The following is a 16,984-nucleotide window of genomic DNA, read 5'->3' on the forward strand; positions in this document are numbered from 1 at the left end:
ATCCATGATCCCCTATGGCCGGCAAGATATTACGGACGAAGATATTCAAGCTGTAACAGAAGTTCTACAGTCTGATTTTTTGACACAGGGGCCCTCTGTGCCTCGTTTTGAGGAGTTGGTTTCTGATTATTGCGGGGTTAATAATGCAGTAGCTGTAAGCAGTGCGACCAGTGCATTACACCTTGCTTGTCTTGCTTTAGGGTTGGGTAAAGGGGATCTTCTCTGGACAGTGCCTACGACCTTTGTGGCCAGTGCGAACTGTGCTCTCTATTGTGGGGCTGAGGTCGATTTTGTCGATATTGACCCGCAATCCTATACAATGTCGGTCTCTTCATTGGCTGAAAAATTAAAAATCGCGCAGACGAAGGGACATCTACCGAAGATTGTAATCCCCGTTCATCTATGTGGGCAGTCCGCCGATATGGTTGGGATACAATCGCTTGCTCAAGAGTACGACTTTAAAATTATAGAAGACGCTTCACACGCCATTGGTGGTCGCTACAAAGGAGAGCCAATAGGAAACTGCCGCTACAGCGACATTGCAGTGTTTAGCTTTCACCCTGTGAAAATCATTACAACGGGTGAAGGAGGAATGGCGCTGACGAATGATTGCAGGTTGGCTCAGAAGATGGAGTTGCTTCGAAGCCACGGAATTACACGTGCGCCTGATCTGATGACGCATGGGTCGGATGGTCCATGGTATTACCAGCAAATTGATCTGGGTTTCAATTATCGGATGACGGATCTTCAAGCTGCTCTAGGTTGTAGTCAGATTTCGCGCCTCGATGATTATGTGGCCAGACGCCATGAACTGGCAGATCGCTATAATGAAGCTTTAAGTGAGCTCTCGGTAGCAACACCTTGGCAGAGTGCAGAAGGATACTCTGCTTACCACCTCTATGTCATCCGCCTCGATTTTGGAAAAGGTGCTCCTAGTCATCTTCAGGTTTTCAATTCTTTAAGAGAGCAGGGCATTGGAGTAAATCTCCACTACATACCTGTGCACACTCAGCCCTATTACCGCAATCTTGGATTTAGCAACGGAGATTTTCCGGAAGCCGAGCGTTACTACGAGGAAGCTATTAGTCTCCCGCTCTACCCGACCTTAACGCGTGAAAAGCAGCAGGCAGTTATTTCTTCTTTAAAGTCTGCTTTAAGAGGGTGATTTTGGAAAATAAGTTGCCTTCTCCCGCTAAGCGGCTTGCTCTTGGAACGGTACAATTTGGTCTCCCCTATGGAGTAGCAAACAAAAGAGGTCAAGTTTCCCAAGGAGAAGCTCATCAAATCCTCAAGCTAGCAAGATCACATAGTCTTGAAATGATTGATACAGCGATTGGTTATGGAGACAGCGAGAGCTGTCTAGGTGCGATTGGTGTTCCTGATTATAAAATCGTAAGTAAACTACCACCGATGCCAGAAGATATCACAAATATTGAAGAGTGGGTCTTGGATCAGGTAAAGGCTTCATTGAATAGGCTGAACGTGTCTCAATTGCACGGCTTACTTTTACATAGACCGTTGGAGCTCTTGGGGGCAAATGGTCAGTCGCTGTATAATGCTATGCTTGAAGCGCAGAATCTATCATTGACACGAAAAATTGGTATTTCTGTATATTCCCCTGACGAGTTGGAAAGCCTTTTTGCTCAATTTACTTTTGACTTGGTTCAAGGCCCCCTTAACCTTATCGATCGTCGACTGTTCGAGAGTGGTTGGTTAAGTCGATTAAAAGAGCGAAATGTCGAAATTCATACGCGTTCAACGTTCTTACAGGGGCTTTTATTGATACCCGAACAAGAGCGACCTTCCAAGTTTTCTAAGTGGGATAACCTTTGGAGAGAATGGCATCAATGGCTGGATATAAATACTGAAACAGCATTGAAAGCTAGCGTAGCATATCCTCTTTCTCTTCCTGAGATCGATCATGTTTTGGTTGGAGCTGACAGCGTCATACAAATGCAGCAAATTCTAAGAGCCTTACCTCAGGGAGAAAAAATAGAACTCCCCAGTATCTCCAGCACCGATGAACTCTTGATAAACCCGGCAAATTGGCCGGGCCTCTAATCTCAACAATTAAAATGAAGCACATCATGAAAAGTGGTCAAAAACTCTGGCAACGTGCCAAAGAAATCATCCCTGGTGGTAACATGCTCCTATCCAAAAGAGCCGAAATGTTCCTCCCTGATCAATGGCCTGCGTATTTCAGCAAAGCGAGCGGCTGCCGAGTATGGGACCTGGATGATAATGAATACATCGACATGTCCATCATGGGTATCGGCACCAATACACTCGGTTATGGTCACCCTGAAGTAGACGAAGCCGTTCGAAATACTGTTACTGCGGGCAATATGTCGACATTCAACTGCCCAGAAGAGGTATACCTCGCGGAAAAGCTTGTGGAGTTGCATCCCTGGGCAGATATGGCACGATTTTCCCGCTCGGGTGGAGAAGCAAATGCCATTGCTATTCGGATTGCAAGAGCTGCTGCAGGTAAAGATAAAGTCGCCATCTGTGGCTACCATGGTTGGCACGATTGGTATCTAGCCGCCAACCTGGGAGATGACAAAAACCTGTCAGGCCATCTGTTGCCCGGACTTGATCCGAAAGGTGTGCCACAGGACCTTGGGGGTACAGTTCTACCATTCAAATACAACCAGTTTGAAGAGCTTGAAAATCTGGTTGCCGAGCACGGTATCGGCGTCATCAAGATGGAGGTTACTCGAAACAAAGGACCGGAAGACAATTTCCTGCAAAAAGTTCGTGACCTTGCAACGAAGAACGGTATCGTCCTGATTTTTGACGAGTGTACCTCTGGCTTCCGTCAAACCTACGGCGGTATTCACAAAATGTATGGCGTAGAACCTGACATGGCGGTTTTTGGAAAGGCAATTGGTAATGGTTATGCTTTAACGGCTGTTATTGGGCGTCGTGAAATCATGGAGAATGCTCAATCAACCTTTATCAGCAGTACCTTTTGGACGGAGCGCATTGGGCCAAGTGCAGCTATCAAGACGCTTGAGGTTATGGAGCAGACTAGATCATGGGAGCAAATTACAGAAACTGGTCAAAATATTACAGCCCGTTGGAATGAGCTTGGTCAAAAATATGACCTGCCTCTCGTGACCAATGGTATTCCTGCGATAACCAGCTTCGGCTTTGATTCTTCAAACATGCTTGCCTACAAGACCCTGATCACTCAGGAAATGCTCGTAAAAGGGTATTTGGCCACGAACTTGATCTTTGCCTGCACTGAACACACTCCTGAGGTCATTGATGGCTATTTTGACGCGCTGGATCCGATTTTCGCTTTGATCAAAGAGTGTGAGGATGGTCGAGATGTGAATGCTCTCTTGAACGGGCCTGTTTGCCATGGTGGTTTCAAACGGCTGAATTGACACCTGATTGAAGCGGTACCCTTTTCCATGCGCTTGCTTTTTGTAACAATCGCCGATGCAGAAGTTGGCTTTGGCCATTTGAACCGTTGCCTATCGATTGCATCCACAATCACGACTGATCAAATTAGTGCCGAGTTCCTCGTTTATGGGAATAATGATGTTGCGGCTTTCATGGCAACAAAAGGGTATCGCTATACTGTGCTACCTACCAATAAACTAACCTCAAATACTATTAACCTATCAAATTTCGCAAAGAAAAGATTTGACGTCACACTGCTCGACCTGGTGCACAGCTCCTTCTTTAATACCACTACACGTTACGAACGATTTTTCGCCGAGATCGCACAGACTGCAGTGGTTATTGCAGTTATTGATTCGTTGGGTGAACAGTCTCTCGCGGTGCGGTTTCCAGATGCGCCCATTGACCTTTTGATTCTTCCATACGTTATGGATAGTAATACTCTTGACGGTATTCAAAAGGTGGGGGAACGTCAATTGCATGGTGCAAAATATGCCTTTTTGGCCCCACCGTATAATGAGATAACTTCTCGCTCTGTCAGATTGCAAGCAGATTGCGTACTCATTACTTGTGGAGGGAGCGATCCGATTGCGATGACGCCAGCCATATTGGAGGGTTTGGAGAGTCTCGAACTATCGTTACTGATACGTGTAGTGATGGGTCCATTTTTTGATGAAAGTCTCAAATCAAAAATCAACGGACTTTGCTCAGCCTCAAAGCATCAAATTTCCCTTATTGATAAACCAAATAATTTGGCCGAACACATGGCGTGGTGTGACCTTGCAATATCGGCATCAGGCTTGACCAAATATGAACTTGCAGCGACAGGCACTCCTGCCATTCTCTTTTCCATTGACGAGTTTCACGACCATACTAACAGCACATTCTCAGGTTTAGGAACCGCTTTGGATATAGGTGTAGCGCCTCAAACATTGGAATTTGCAGAAAAAACACTCGAACTTCTCGATAATTTTCTATTGAGAGAAAACATGATGCAAACTGGCCTTAAACTCTTCGATGGAAGAGGCGCGCATCGGCTGATTGCAGAATTCACGAAGGAGCTAACGTGCAAAAGAAAAATGTAATGATCAATGACACCGTAGTTGGGGACAATGCGGCACCATATGTCATTGCCGAAGCTGGTTCCAATTTCAATCAGGACCTCAATACTGCTCGAAGCATGATCGATGTCGCTGCCGATGCCGGAGCAAATGCGGTTAAATTTCAGTTGTTTCGTGCAAACTTTCTTTATCCCGATGGAGGTGAGTTGCATGATATTTTTAAGTCCATCGAGTTGAATCCCGAGTGGGTTCCGCTACTCGCTGAGCATGCAAAAAAGCGCGGCATCCATTTTATGGCTTCTGCATTTGACACCACTTCTCTTGATGTGTTGGAATCTGTCGATGTACCCACACATAAGATTGCTTCCTCAGAGACAACAAACTTACAATTCCTTCACTACGCTGCTTTGACGGGTAAGCCAATTATCATATCGACGGGGATGTGTGACATGGTTGATATTGAAGAAGCTGTTAACGTTTGTCGAGCAACTGGGAATAATAATATTATTCTTATGCAGTGCGGAGCTATGTATCCCCTCCCCTCTGAGCTGGCAAACCTTCGAGTTATCACAACCCTAGAAAATCGATTTGGATGCCCCACAGGCTTTTCTGATCATACTCTAGGGCAGACAGCTTCAATCGCTGCTGTTGGGCTTGGGGCAAATATTTTTGAGAAACACTTTACCCTCGACAGGAATTCGGAAGGTCCTGACCATTTCTACGCACTTGAGCCGGCTGAACTGAAGGCTTATGTCGATGGTATACATGAGGCCTACCAGTCCCTAGGTTGTGCTGAAAAAGAGATGCTTCCCAAAGAACGAGAAATTGGTCGCCGCGAGGGACTATATCTTATCAGAGATATGGCTGAAGGTGATGTGATAACGGCTTCTGATCTAGACGTGAAACGCCCAGCGTTGGGGCTGAGGGAGCGCTATGCTCCATCCGTTGTTGGTGCTCGGCTAACAGTCGCTTTAAAGGCTGGAGTACCTCTTACGTGGAAGCATCTTAGTTTTAAAGAATAGAGATACCTCCATATTTTTAGTGGGAATCGTTTTGAGCAGCTTTATAGAGCTGTTTTCTAGGAGTGGAAATTTAAAATGTCACAACCTCTTGTGCTCTTTGGTTCTGCTGAGATCGCAGAATTAGCTAAATTCTACTTTGATAATGACAGCAACTATCAGGTTGTTGGCTTTACGGTTGACGATGAGTTTGTGGAAGCTGATCAATTCCAGGGCTTACCTTTGGTTCCGTTTAGTGAGGTCGCTCAGCGGTTCCCACCTGAAGATTGTTCAATGCATGTAGCTCTGTCTTATGCAAAGCTCAATCAATTGCGAGAGCAAAAGTACAAACAGGCAAAGGCTGCAGGGTATCAATTGCCATCATATGTCTGCTCAAAATCCGTAATCTGGCCAGATCTCAAAATTGGTGACAACTGTTTTATACTTGAAAATCAAACCGTTCAGCCGACTGTCGAGATTGGGAACAATGTTATGGTTTGGTCAGGCAACCATATTGGCCATGGCAGTGTGATTGGTGATCATAGCTATATCGCTTCACACGTTGTTATTTCTGGCCATAGCAGAATAGGGAAGCGTTGTTTCTTGGGTGTAAATGCGACTATAAAAGATTTTACAACCATTGGTGATGATTGTTTCGTGGCCATGGATGCCTCGGTTAACAAGGATATGGCTAACGGTGCGGTTGCACTGGGGGCTTCGGCCGAAATATTCACAGAAGACAATCGTCGCGCTCGCGCATTAAAGCGAACATACTTTAGGGTATAAAATGTTTACAAAACCGATACGATGGAAAAAGCTTGGGCTTTTCCTAAAGCCCGAAACTGAAAAATGGTGGTCTCTTACACACGCAATGATTCCAACTCCGGAATCTTTAGGTGGGGGCCTCTTCAGAGTCTACTATTCCGGTCGGAATGAGAACAATCAATCTCATATCGCATGGGCAGATGTTGATTTAAACGAACCTTTTAAGGTAGTACGCTATAGTGATGGGCCTATTTTGTGCCCAGGAGATCTCGGCTGCTTTGATGATAATGGTGTTACGCCATCATGCCTTATTGATCTTGAGAATGGTGAGAAAGCTCTTTATTACATCGGTTGGAATCCTGGCTCCACCGTCCGAATGCATCTGTTTGGTGGACTGGCAATCAGCAAGGACGGGGGACAGTCTTTTCAACGCTATTCTAGGGCGCCAATCATCGAACGATGTATCACTGATCCATTTCTCAATACTGCTCCTTGGGTTGTTAAGTCTGATGGCGAATATCGCATGTACTATGTCTCAGGTTGTTCTTGGCTCCATAAAGACCTACCACGATACAACATCAAAATAGCGCGTTCAAACGATGGTAAAATGTGGCAAAGAGATGGGCATGTCTGTATCGATTTCAAAGATAGTTCCGAGAACGCACTGGCCCGACCTTATGTCATCTTCGAAGATGATATTTGGAAAATGTGGTTTGCTCACAAGGGCGCTGCCTATCGGTTGAGCTATGCGGAATCAGAAGATGGTATCAATTGGGATCGTCGTGATGATCTATCTGGTATAGATGTCAGCAATACTGGCTTTGATAGAGACATGATCGAATATGCAGCCGTTGTATCTTACGAAGGGCGGCATTTCATGTTCTACAACGGTAATAATTACGGTTTTGACGGCATCGGATTGGCAGTAGAAGAATGAAGCGCATTGCCATAATGCAACCCACCTATCTTCCGTGGATTGGATACTTTGGCCTGATGCAATCGGTGGACACTTTCGTACTATTGGATTCCGTTCAGTTTGCCAAGCGCTCTTGGCAACAGAGAAATCAGATCAAAACTGCCAACGGGGCTCAATGGCTTTCTGTTCCGGTCATGTCAAAAGGGAAGCGAGATCAGAAGATTTGTGAAGTGGAACTCGATCTAGGGCCAAAATCTTTCACTAATCACCGGCAAGTCATCGAGCACAGTTATCGTAAGGCGCCTAACTTCGATGTAATGGGGCAACCGATATTGGAGCTGTACAATAAATCTTATAACCGCTTGGTTGATTTGAATATCGACCTGATCCAGTGCATCAAAGATCTCTTGAATATTAATACGCCTGTGGTGCGATCCAGTGAAATTCATGGAGAGGGGGTGAAAGCAGATCTACTGTTGTCTCTTTGTCAAGGGCTTGAGGCTACTGAATATGTCTCGCCTCCGGGTTCTAAAAGCTATCTGAATGAAACAGATGTCTTTTTAAGGGCTGATCTTCCCGTTCGATATTTTAATTTTAATCACCCAGTATATCCCCAGATGTATGGAGACTTTTTACCGTACATGTCATGTATTGACTTGCTGTTTAACTGTGGAGATAAAGGCTTCGGTTTAATTACGGAAGGATGTGAAATATCATCATGAAACGCTTGGCAATTATTCCTGCTCGTGGGGGCTCAAAACGCATTCCGCAGAAAAATATCCGTGATTTCTGTGGAATGCCGATGGCTGTTCATATCCTCAAGGCTGCGTGTGAGAGTGGACTTTTTGATGCTATTCATGTTTCGACAGATTGTGAGCAGATTGCCAAAGTCGTTGTTGATCATGGATTTCCGGTTGATTTCATGCGCCCCGCTAGTCTTGCTGACGACATGACGCCTATCATGCCGGTGATGAAATTTGTCGCGGAAGAATACAAACGACGAGGGCAGGAATTCGATCAGGTCTGGTTGCTGATGGCCTGTGCTCCTTTGACCTCAACCAAAGATTTGATCAACGCTGAAAAACTCTTTGTTGATGCAGGTGCTAAGTCACCTCTTTTGGGAGTTTGTGAATATCCTGTTCCGGTTGAATGGGCATTTAAGCGCGAAGAGGATGGTCGGCTACTACCGCTGCAACCTGGCATGTTTGCCGTACGGTCGCAGGATCTGGAAAAAAGATATTTTGATGCGGGATCCTTCTCGATTTTTCCGGCTAGTATCATTTTGGGGTCACAGGGTGCTGGATCAGATGTAGACTATATCGGTTACGAGCTTTCTAAAGGGACTGCAATCGATATTGACGACGAACAGGATTGGAAGCTGGCCGAGGCTATCTTTCGAAGTTGGAATTCGCTTTAAATTTAAGGCAGTTACGAAGGTGGAAACGACGTGAAGATTGTTGCAACAATTGAAGCTCGAATGGGTTCTACTCGATTACCGGGGAAAGTCTTGTTGCCAGCCCTCGGCAGACCAATGCTCGCCCATTTGGTTCGCCGTTTAAAGGCTGTGTCATCAATTGACGAAATCGTTCTCGCCACGAGTACTCTGGAGGCCGACGATGTCCTTGCTGACTTTGCGAAGAAATACGGAATCGCCGTGTTCCGTGGTAGCGAAGAAGATGTTATGGGGCGCGTTCTTGGCGCCGCTGAGTCCGTTGGTGGGGATATTGTTGTTGAAATTACGGGGGATTGCCCGGTCATTGATCCCGATCTTGTCGAGCAGACGATCCGGGTTTTCCTTCGAAACAATGCAGCGTATGCCGCAAACTCATACATCAGCAGCTATCCGGATGGTATGGATACACAGGTGTTTACTGTTGATGCACTGCGAATGTCGGCCTCTATGACCGATGATCCTCTGGATCGTGAGCATGTTTCTCGCCACATGGTGAATAATCCCGATCTTTTTAAGCATGCCTATTTGATTGCTCCGCCGTCTTTACACTGGCCTGGCTTAGGGCTGACATTGGACGAACCTGCGGATTATCAACTGCTCACCAAGTTGATCGAGCATCTGGGGAAGGATGATCCGTTGTTTGGGTGTGGTGCAATCATTGATACTCTGAAAAACAACCCCGAATGGCTTGGGATCAATGATGATATAAGCCGAACTAACGTGCGACCACAGTAATGATGTTTAAGGTTCTCATCATTGGCCTGGGGCAGGTTGGCAGCGAGTATGACTACTCGAATACCATCAACGATGTTGTACTTAGCCATGCGCGCGCTTTTTCTGTCCACCCCCAATTTGAACTTGTGGGTGGCGTTGATAGTTCCCAAAAACAATGCGCACGTTTCTCAGAGAAGTACAACTGTCCAGCTGGTGATGACTTGGAGACAATGCTGAAGGCGGGGGCACCTGATGTTGTGGTTGTATCTTCCTCCACGGACTCCCACGCTCCAATTGTGCGAACTGTACTGGAGTTCAGCTCCCCCAAAGCGATCCTTTGTGAGAAGCCTTTATCCTATCGGTTGCAAGCTGCGCAAGAGATGGTGAACTCCTGTGCTGAAAAGGAGTGCAAGCTTTTTGTTAACTTCCTTCGCAGGGCTGAGCCTAGTGTTCGGGAGGTCAAGCGGCGCCTATTGCAGGGAGAGGTTAAGACACCTGTGAAGGGGGTGACTTGGTATACGAAGGGACTACTCCACAATGGTGCCCATTTCGTAGATCTCCTGGAATTCTGGTTGGGGAAAGCTGATTCCTTTTATATTATTGCTCCTGGTGCGGCATCAGAGGATCTGGACGTTGAGCCGGACGTGCAGATAAATTTTGAAAAGGGCACCGTTACACTCTTGGCTGCGCAAAAAGAAAATTATTCTTTTCATGAAGTTGATTTGATCGCGCCAAATGGAAGGTTACGGTGCCTTCAAGGGGGCGCGCGGATCGTGTGGCAGAGGGCTGAACAAGATCCTGTTTTTGAAAACTATACTGTTTTATCCTCTGTTGAAGAGGAGATCCCCTCAGAGAGCTACAGAACACAGTGGCATGTAGCAGACCAATTGGCTATTGAACTGAATGGCGGAGATTCCTCCCTCTGTCGTGGAGAGAATGCTTTGCAAACACTTGAATTCTTAATGAATATAAGGGCCGCAGTATGACCGGACAGCCTCAAAATCAGAAACTTGCACTCCTAGGTGGTGAGAAAACCATTAAAAAGGAATTTGCTCGCTACAATCCGCTAGGTCAAGAAGAGGTGAATGCGGCTAAAGATGTCATAGAAAGTGGTGTATTGTCGCAGTTCTTGGGGCGCTGGCATCCTGATTTCTTTGGAGGGCCAAAGGTGCAGGAGTTTGAGCGCATGTGCGAAAGCTACTTTGGTGTAAAGCATGCGGTGACGGTGAACTCCTGGACATCAGGTCTGGTCGCTGCGGTTGGAGCCATTGGGATTGAGCCTGGAGATGAAGTCATTGTTAGCCCCTGGACCATGTCTGCCACAGCGACTGCAATTCTACACTGGAATGCAATTCCCGTCTTTGCTGACATTGAGCCGGAAACATTCTGTCTGGATCCAAAATCTGTCGAAGCAAACATCACGCCTTACACCAAAGCAATTTTGTCTGTAGATATTGCAGGTCATTCAGCCGATATGGATGCTCTTTTGGATATCGCCAAGCGACATGGATTGAGGGTCATTTCTGATACCGCTCAGGCCCCCATGGCGACCTATAACGGCAAATACGCTGGTACGCTTGCAGATATTGGGGGGTACAGCCTTAACTACCACAAGCACATTCATACCGGTGAAGGTGGCATCCTCGTCACAGATGATGATGAATTAGCAGACCGACTCCGCCTAATTAGAAACCATGCAGAGGTTATTGTTGAAGACAAGGGTGTGACGAACTTAAGCAATATGATTGGTTTCAATTTCAGACTCGGAGAGATTGAAAGTGCCATCGGCATTGAACAGTTGAAAAAACTGAAACGACAAGTGGAGTCACGCCAAACGATTGCACAAAAACTGGACCGAGGCCTTGCTGGTTTAAATGGCCTAAAGACCCCCGTAGTGAAACCCGGTTGCACGCACGCCTATTATGTCTATTCGATGCAAGTAGACCCTGATGTTGCTGGAGCTAATCGCGAAATGATACACAAGGCACTCATTGCGGAGGGGGTTCCTGCTTTGGCCGCCCGCTACGAGAACCTTTACTTATTGCCAATGTACCAAAAGAAAATTGCGTATGGTAGCAAGGGCTTTCCATGGACATCTGACATTTGTCAGCGGGATGTCAGTTACGCTAAAGGCATATGCCCTGTTGCGGAGGAAATGCATGAACGCCGTTTCTTGGGCTTTGGAATTTGCAGTTTCGACTACATTGATGAAGATGTCGGTCTGATTATTGAAGCTTTCCGCAAGGTATGGCGAAATCTGGAGGCGCTTGGGTGATTTACCAGCTACCAAACGACTATTATGTCAGGGCTTTACGCGAGAGTGATCTGGGGAACGCCTATCCAGCCTGGTTTGAGGACCAGAAGGCTACGCGATACAATTCCCACGGAAAATTTCCCAAAACGCAAAATTGGTTTCAAGAATTTTATGAAGGACTCAATCGTGAAGATCGAGTGGTCTGGGCAGTTTGCCATAAAGCAGATGGGCACATTGGAAACGTTAGTCTGCAAGGCTTATCTTTTGTAAATCGAAATGCTGAGTTTGCGATCTTGATTGGGGACAGACGGCATTGGGGAAAATCGCTTGGTTTGGATGTCGGCCGGACTTTATTTCGCCATGGCTTTCTCAAATTGAATTTGACGAGAATATATTGTGGGACGGCTGAGAATAATTTTGGTATGAAAAAGTTGGCGCAGAAACTGGGAATGCAGGAAGAAGGGCGACGTAGAAAGCATCTGTTCTTGGATGGAGAGTGGGTAGATATGCTTGAGTTTGGTGTGCTTAGAGATGAGTTTCTAGACCGAGAGCAGGTTGAATGCTAGGTATTGTCGCTCACGATGCAGGTGGGGCTGAGATACTCTCAAGCTATATACGTCGCAACAATATTGAGTGTCTTTTCTGTTTGGAAGGTCCTGCAAAAAAAATATTCGAGCGAAAACTAGGCGAAATAGAAAACAGGTTATTAGAAGATCTTCTTGGAAATTGTGATCGGCTGCTTTGTGGAACAAGTATTCTGTCTGACTTTGAGTGGACCGCTCTGAAGCAGGCGCGAGAAAGTAATATTTGGACAGTTGCCGTCCTTGATCACTGGATAAACTATCAACAACGCTTTGTTCGCAATGAAGCAAGTTGCTTTCCTGACGAAATTTGGGCAGGGGATGAAATTGCCTATCGATTGGTAGAGAGCGAAATTCCGGAATCGGCTGTGAAGCTGGTGGCGAATGCTTATTTTATGGACTTAGCAGATAAGTTCGCCGAAATTCCGGTTGGATCTAGGGATGGACAGGGACTGCGGATCCTCTTTGTGTGCGAACCCTTGCGTAATGAGGGGCTGTCTCTCTTTGGAAACGAGCGGTACTGGGGGCATACCGAAGAAGAAGCTATGAGATATTTCTTATCGAATTTGCAGGCCCTGTCTCAAAAGATACATCGCATTACTCTTCGCGCTCATCCTCGAGAATCTCACGACAAATACGACTGGGCGAGTGAAGAGTTTGATTTGCCTATTACCACTGGGGAGATTAAATCTCTTGAGGAGCAAATCGCAGAAAGCGACGTTGTCGTTGGAGGAGGAACTATGGCAATGGTAGTGGGACTCATTGCAAGAAAGCGTGTCGTTTGTTGCCTGCCCCCGAATAGTAAAGTTATGCGGCTTCCTCATAAGGAAGTAGAAGCAATGTCAGAGTTTGTTAAATGGCTGGAGGATCAAGAAATTGTGCAGGGTAAATCATAATCGAAACGCAGAGAGACGTTTGCGTGGAAAAATTTTGACGGTCCCTGTAAGGTCATGCAAATCTGGCGCTGGCAAATATAGTGAGGTTCGATAATGGATATCAAGTATGACATATTTTTAGAAGGGAGCACGATTGATTTATGTATTCCCACAGAAGAAATTGCATATGAGTCAGATTGGTATAGCTGGTTTAATCAAAAAAAGATAAATAAATTTCTGGTACAGGGTACTTTCCCTAATACACGGGAGCAACAAAAACGTTTCTTCCAAGAGGAATCTGCTTCGGGGAAAAGATTAATCCTATTAATTGTGACTAAAGGAGGGGTGTTAAAAGGGGTAATATCTCTTTCAAAAATTGATTTTCGGAGCAGTACGGCTGAGCTTGCTTTGGTCATTGATGACAAAATTGAACGTAAGACGAGCCGCTTGGCTTCCCTAGAAGCTGTAGCACTGATTACTGAGCATGGTTTCGAAGTGATGCATCTAGATAGAATTTCCGCAGGGCAATCTCGCCTATTAGAAGGCTGGCAGCGTAGAATGGAATTGCTGGGGTACAGAGTTGAGGGTGTTCACAAAAATACCTTTTATGAAAGCCGGGAAAAGAAGGGGAATACCGTCACTATTGCTTGTAATTATGAGGATTATAAAAAGGTGATCGGTGCCAGAGGGAAACTCTTTGATAATGAAGGTCCGATGTTAAAAAGGATTAAGGAGATGACAGGCATATCTGTGGCCTCTCGGTTGGAAACATTTTTGTACGATATTGAGAATGAATATTATCATGATCTTTGGAAGTAAGAATTTTTTGGCACTTCTCCGCTTTGTTGAGTAGATTTAGGATTTCAAATAGAGCATAGATTGATTATCTGGAATGGATGATTGTCTAATTTTGAGTTTGAAGTATTCGGTATCCTTGATGCCTCTGGCTCGCTTACGGATCATTCCTATACTGACATTACCAGCCTCTATCCTGGCGCTTGTGAGCTTGTGTTTGGCGTAGTTGCAGATGCCCACACAATGTTTCCGTAGGGATTTCGCGAACTTTTTTAGATAGAGCATCTGTGACTGATCTGCTATCAGGCACCAACGTTCCAGTTGCTCCGCCATCGCCTCAAATGAAGCGGCACTCCACAGCAGCTGAAGCTGTTCTTTCAAGACGTAAAGTGCATTCAGGTTGCTATTGCTCTCCAGCAACCTTTGCAGCTTGTCACTTTGTTTTTCACTCAACTTATCCGCATTTTTGAGCAACAGATAATGTGTCCCTTTCATCAACTCTTTACCACTTGGATCGGCCTTTCTGAACTCAAGTCGACGCTGATTATGGATAGCTTTGCTGTAGTTTTTCATGACGTGGAAACGGTCAAATACTATGTCGGCCAACGGCAAGGACTCTCTGACAGCCTTTTGGTAGGCAGGCCCCATATCCATCGCTACGGCCTTTATTTTGCAGGCTGTATCTGGTTGCAGTTGTTTCAAAAACCTTGAAAAAACCTCGGCAGTTCGGCCTGCTTCAACCCAGATCAGATGACCGCCAACCATATCGTAGACCACCGTCATGTAGTCATGACCTTTCGCCCGGGCAACTTCATCTACACCAATATCTTCCAAGCCAGTTAGCTCTGCAGGATCAAGCGTAGGGAGAGTTTCAATAAGGTATGCCCTGTCGATATTCTTGACCGTTTCCCATCGTATATCCAAATGTCTGGAAACCGCTTGAATAGACATATGCCGACATAATCCACTGATCAGTCGGCAAAATCGGTGAGTGAAACGGCACCCTTTATCAACAAAATCACACCCCTCAATGCGGCGTTCGCCCTTGTTAATATAAACCTGCGCCAGCTCAATCTCGACCACACAAGGATACCCAAAAAGGGGGATGTCGTTTACTTGTCGGCGGACATGCTGGTTGATGCTTCCCTTCTGGCCTGTAGCAGGGTCTATAGCCCTCCTACGCGCGTCTCGGCTGCAGTGAATGACAATCTTAACACCGCCGTCATCCAGTTTAATTTCATTTACACGTTGCCCTTTGAGGCCTAAAATATGCTGCGAGATGTTGATTGTCATATACCTGCTCTATGTAAAGTTATCAGAAACCATACATATCAACAGGTTACTTGGCGGTCGGCATCTTTTTCTACTCAACAAAGCGGAGAAGAGCCAATTTTTTTGAGGCCTGACGAATCAAGACTTCCTCATGAGATGCATGAAGGGAAGTCAATCATTCTTCTCTTTCGTAAATCCTCAATAGTTCAATCATTTCAATCTCTAGGCTGGAATATCAAATCTCTATGAACCTTAAATCCCTTTTTAGTGCCCTGATTTCTACTACTAAGCGATTGTCTACATCGCCAGATACACGGCAATTCAAGGCACACAACCGACAGGTTTTTACCCGGAAAGCTTCGATCAAGAAACGTAAACCAGTGGTTTTGTTTGAGTTCAATACCATGCATTCTGCGCATATTTCCTATTCTTACCTGGCGAATGTTATGGCGGACATTGAAGGGGCAGAGATTATTGCCTATACACCGCGAAGTCCTCAGAATTGGAAGCAGAAATTAGCATTTCATGTAAAGAGAGCGATCGGCTATGAGCATTTTGGTGTTTATCGTTCCTTTGGCGCAAACTCTTTTTGGGATGCCTCAGCTACCCCGAAACAACAATCACGGGCTAGGGGGCTTTGTGAGAAAATTTCTCGTGAATTGTACAGTGTGGATGACATTGATGCGATGACAATTGATGGTGTTAAGGTTGGAGATCTAATCTACGATACCTATTTGAGGAGAAATAGTGTCCCAACGATTGATCCAAGATCAGAGAGCTTTCGTGACCATCTGCAGGAATCCCTTGAACTTTTCGTTGCTTGGAATGATTATCTCGATTCCCATGACGTACGTGCAATCAATGTGAGCCACTGCGTTTACAATTTGGCTCTGCCTCTTCGTATTGCTGTCCGCCGGGGTATTCCAGTTTATCAAATCAATCCGACTCATCTCTATCGTTTAAGCGAGCGAAACATGTTTGCGTATAACGATTTCCACTATTTCCCTGAACGCTTTGCCTCTATGCCTAAAGACTTGCAGGAAGCCGGGGTGACTGAGGCTCAACGGAGAATTGAGCGCCGTTTATCGGGAGAAGTGGGTGTCGACATGGCCTACTCGTCGAAGTCAGCCTATGGGAGAATGGGGGAATCTCGTTTGCTTAGTGAATCTCCCCGTAAAAAAATACTCATCGCTACTCACTGCTTTTTCGATAGTCCACATAGCTATGGAAACAATCTCTTTCCGGATTTCTACACTTGGCTCGATTTTTTGGGAAAAATGACAGAGTGTACGGATTACGATTGGTACATAAAAACTCACCCGGATTATCTTCCTGGTACCATGGAAATTGTTAAGGGATTTATTGCACGTTACCCAAAGCTTACCTTACTTCCTTCTGATGCTTCTCATCACCAGATTGTTTCGGAGGGTATTGATTTGGCCTTAACGGTTTATGGGACAATTGGTTTTGAATATGCGGCTATGGGGATCCCTGTGATCAATGCGTCTATGAATAACCCCCATGTGGCATATGATTTCAACATTCATCCAAAAAGCATCGATGAATATCGTGAGATATTGTTGAGTCTAGATAATCTATCCTTCAAAATTGACCGCCGACAAGTCTATGAATATTATTTCATGCGCTTTATATATAACACAGAAAATATATTCTTTGACGACTATGCTGGAATGGTTAAAAAATTGAATGGTTATCGAGGACAATTCTCCCCTGAGGTTTATGATTTGTGGTGTCGTGAATTCTCCTTCGAGAAACACGAAGCGATTTGTTCAGCGCTTCGAAAGTTCGTTAGATCTGGTGACTTCAGAATGGACAATACCCATCTTGGGCACGCGAATTTCAGAAGAAACACATCTTAGGCCAAAGCC

17 protein-coding genes are annotated in these 16,984 nt (G+C 45.5%); 16 read left to right on the forward strand and 1 reads right to left on the reverse strand.

All coding sequences use genetic code 11. From position 1 onward, the window contains the following. The first annotated feature begins 4 nt into the window (after positions 1 to 4). The 15 genes from pseC (at position 5) to ACOGW3_RS08745 (ending at position 13,847) form a co-directional block, all read left to right on the forward strand. Positions 5 to 1,165 carry a UDP-4-amino-4,6-dideoxy-N-acetyl-beta-L-altrosamine transaminase gene (gene pseC, locus ACOGW3_RS08675; RefSeq protein ID WP_419902605.1) on the forward strand — a complete coding sequence of 387 codons (1,161 nt, stop codon included), beginning with the start codon at positions 5 to 7 and terminating at the stop codon, positions 1,163 to 1,165. A 2-nt stretch (positions 1,166 to 1,167) separates the two neighbouring features. Then, positions 1,168 to 2,061 carry an aldo/keto reductase gene (locus tag ACOGW3_RS08680; protein ID WP_419902606.1) on the forward strand — a complete coding sequence of 298 codons (894 nt, stop codon included), beginning with the start codon at positions 1,168 to 1,170 and terminating at the stop codon, positions 2,059 to 2,061. Between the two features lie 26 nt (positions 2,062 to 2,087). Next, positions 2,088 to 3,392, forward strand: a complete 1,305-nt coding sequence (locus ACOGW3_RS08685) for an aminotransferase class III-fold pyridoxal phosphate-dependent enzyme (RefSeq protein ID WP_419902607.1) — start codon at positions 2,088 to 2,090, stop codon at positions 3,390 to 3,392. A 27-nt stretch (positions 3,393 to 3,419) separates the two neighbouring features. After that, on the forward strand, positions 3,420 to 4,496 hold the full coding sequence (locus ACOGW3_RS08690; protein ID WP_419902608.1) for a hypothetical protein: 1,077 nt from the start codon (positions 3,420 to 3,422) through the stop codon (positions 4,494 to 4,496). Next, positions 4,478 to 5,494, forward strand: a complete 1,017-nt coding sequence (locus ACOGW3_RS08695; protein WP_419902609.1) for an N-acetylneuraminate synthase family protein — start codon at positions 4,478 to 4,480, stop codon at positions 5,492 to 5,494. Before ACOGW3_RS08690 ends, ACOGW3_RS08695 begins: the two co-directional genes overlap by 19 nt. A gap of 75 nt (positions 5,495 to 5,569) precedes the next feature. After that, positions 5,570 to 6,256, forward strand: coding sequence for an acetyltransferase (locus ACOGW3_RS08700; RefSeq protein ID WP_419902610.1), 687 nt, complete (start codon positions 5,570 to 5,572; stop codon positions 6,254 to 6,256). Between the two features lies 1 nt (position 6,257). Then, positions 6,258 to 7,172, forward strand: coding sequence for a hypothetical protein (locus ACOGW3_RS08705; protein WP_419902611.1), 915 nt, complete (start codon positions 6,258 to 6,260; stop codon positions 7,170 to 7,172). Beyond that, the gene (locus tag ACOGW3_RS08710) at positions 7,169 to 7,873 is read left to right on the forward strand and encodes a WbqC family protein (RefSeq protein WP_419902612.1); all 705 of its coding nucleotides are present in this window, start codon (positions 7,169 to 7,171) and stop codon (positions 7,871 to 7,873) included. Before ACOGW3_RS08705 ends, ACOGW3_RS08710 begins: the two co-directional genes overlap by 4 nt. Then, on the forward strand, positions 7,870 to 8,568 hold the full coding sequence (locus ACOGW3_RS08715; protein WP_419902613.1) for a cytidylyltransferase domain-containing protein: 699 nt from the start codon (positions 7,870 to 7,872) through the stop codon (positions 8,566 to 8,568). The genes ACOGW3_RS08710 and ACOGW3_RS08715 overlap by 4 nt, the downstream gene beginning before the upstream one ends. Positions 8,569 to 8,598: 30 nt before the next feature. Beyond that, positions 8,599 to 9,339 (forward strand): cytidylyltransferase domain-containing protein, encoded by a 741-nt coding sequence (locus ACOGW3_RS08720; RefSeq protein ID WP_419902614.1) that lies wholly within the window; start codon positions 8,599 to 8,601, stop codon positions 9,337 to 9,339. Then, the gene (locus tag ACOGW3_RS08725) at positions 9,339 to 10,304 is read left to right on the forward strand and encodes a Gfo/Idh/MocA family protein (protein WP_419902615.1); all 966 of its coding nucleotides are present in this window, start codon (positions 9,339 to 9,341) and stop codon (positions 10,302 to 10,304) included. Before ACOGW3_RS08720 ends, ACOGW3_RS08725 begins: the two co-directional genes overlap by 1 nt. After that, entirely contained in the window at positions 10,301 to 11,593 is a 1,293-nt protein-coding gene (locus ACOGW3_RS08730) for a DegT/DnrJ/EryC1/StrS family aminotransferase (protein ID WP_419902616.1), read from the forward strand. Before ACOGW3_RS08725 ends, ACOGW3_RS08730 begins: the two co-directional genes overlap by 4 nt. Further along, positions 11,590 to 12,138 (forward strand): GNAT family N-acetyltransferase, encoded by a 549-nt coding sequence (locus ACOGW3_RS08735; RefSeq protein ID WP_419902617.1) that lies wholly within the window; start codon positions 11,590 to 11,592, stop codon positions 12,136 to 12,138. Before ACOGW3_RS08730 ends, ACOGW3_RS08735 begins: the two co-directional genes overlap by 4 nt. Continuing rightward, the gene (locus ACOGW3_RS08740; RefSeq protein WP_419902618.1) at positions 12,132 to 13,049 is read left to right on the forward strand and encodes a hypothetical protein; all 918 of its coding nucleotides are present in this window, start codon (positions 12,132 to 12,134) and stop codon (positions 13,047 to 13,049) included. The genes ACOGW3_RS08735 and ACOGW3_RS08740 overlap by 7 nt, the downstream gene beginning before the upstream one ends. A gap of 93 nt (positions 13,050 to 13,142) precedes the next feature. Next, positions 13,143 to 13,847, forward strand: a complete 705-nt coding sequence (locus ACOGW3_RS08745) for a GNAT family N-acetyltransferase (protein ID WP_419902619.1) — start codon at positions 13,143 to 13,145, stop codon at positions 13,845 to 13,847. A 36-nt stretch (positions 13,848 to 13,883) separates the two neighbouring features. Here ACOGW3_RS08745 and ACOGW3_RS08750 read toward each other — a convergent pair whose 3' ends face one another. Beyond that, on the reverse strand, positions 13,884 to 15,116 hold the full coding sequence (locus ACOGW3_RS08750; RefSeq protein WP_419902620.1) for an ISL3 family transposase: 1,233 nt from the start codon (positions 15,114 to 15,116) through the stop codon (positions 13,884 to 13,886). 425 nt (positions 15,117 to 15,541) lie between these two features. On the opposite strand from ACOGW3_RS08750, the gene ACOGW3_RS08755 reads away from it, so the two are divergent. Next, positions 15,542 to 16,975 carry a hypothetical protein gene (locus tag ACOGW3_RS08755; protein WP_419902621.1) on the forward strand — a complete coding sequence of 478 codons (1,434 nt, stop codon included), beginning with the start codon at positions 15,542 to 15,544 and terminating at the stop codon, positions 16,973 to 16,975. The last annotated feature ends 9 nt before the right edge of the window (positions 16,976 to 16,984 follow it).

This window comes from Kiloniella sp., from assembly GCF_965205715.1.
Taxonomy (GTDB): Bacteria; Pseudomonadota; Alphaproteobacteria; order Kiloniellales; family Kiloniellaceae; genus Kiloniella.

Excerpts from the sequence above, each read along its gene's own strand:
- pseC (WP_419902605.1), top strand. The coding sequence starts at position 5 with ATGATCCCCTATGGCCGGCAAGATATTACGGACGAAGATATTCAAGCT.
- ACOGW3_RS08685 (WP_419902607.1), top strand. The coding sequence starts at position 2,088 with ATGAAAAGTGGTCAAAAACTCTGGCAACGTGCCAAAGAAATCATCCCT.
- ACOGW3_RS08690 (WP_419902608.1), top strand. The coding sequence starts at position 3,420 with ATGCGCTTGCTTTTTGTAACAATCGCCGATGCAGAAGTTGGCTTTGGC.
- ACOGW3_RS08700 (WP_419902610.1), top strand. The coding sequence starts at position 5,570 with ATGTCACAACCTCTTGTGCTCTTTGGTTCTGCTGAGATCGCAGAATTA.
- ACOGW3_RS08705 (WP_419902611.1), top strand. The coding sequence starts at position 6,258 with ATGTTTACAAAACCGATACGATGGAAAAAGCTTGGGCTTTTCCTAAAG.
- ACOGW3_RS08710 (WP_419902612.1), top strand. The coding sequence starts at position 7,169 with ATGAAGCGCATTGCCATAATGCAACCCACCTATCTTCCGTGGATTGGA.
- ACOGW3_RS08715 (WP_419902613.1), top strand. The coding sequence starts at position 7,870 with ATGAAACGCTTGGCAATTATTCCTGCTCGTGGGGGCTCAAAACGCATT.
- ACOGW3_RS08725 (WP_419902615.1), top strand. The coding sequence starts at position 9,339 with ATGATGTTTAAGGTTCTCATCATTGGCCTGGGGCAGGTTGGCAGCGAG.
- ACOGW3_RS08730 (WP_419902616.1), top strand. The coding sequence starts at position 10,301 with ATGACCGGACAGCCTCAAAATCAGAAACTTGCACTCCTAGGTGGTGAG.
- ACOGW3_RS08740 (WP_419902618.1), top strand. The coding sequence starts at position 12,132 with ATGCTAGGTATTGTCGCTCACGATGCAGGTGGGGCTGAGATACTCTCA.
- ACOGW3_RS08745 (WP_419902619.1), top strand. The coding sequence starts at position 13,143 with ATGGATATCAAGTATGACATATTTTTAGAAGGGAGCACGATTGATTTA.
- ACOGW3_RS08750 (WP_419902620.1), bottom strand. The coding sequence starts at position 15,116 with ATGACAATCAACATCTCGCAGCATATTTTAGGCCTCAAAGGGCAACGT.
- ACOGW3_RS08755 (WP_419902621.1), top strand. The coding sequence starts at position 15,542 with ATGGCGGACATTGAAGGGGCAGAGATTATTGCCTATACACCGCGAAGT.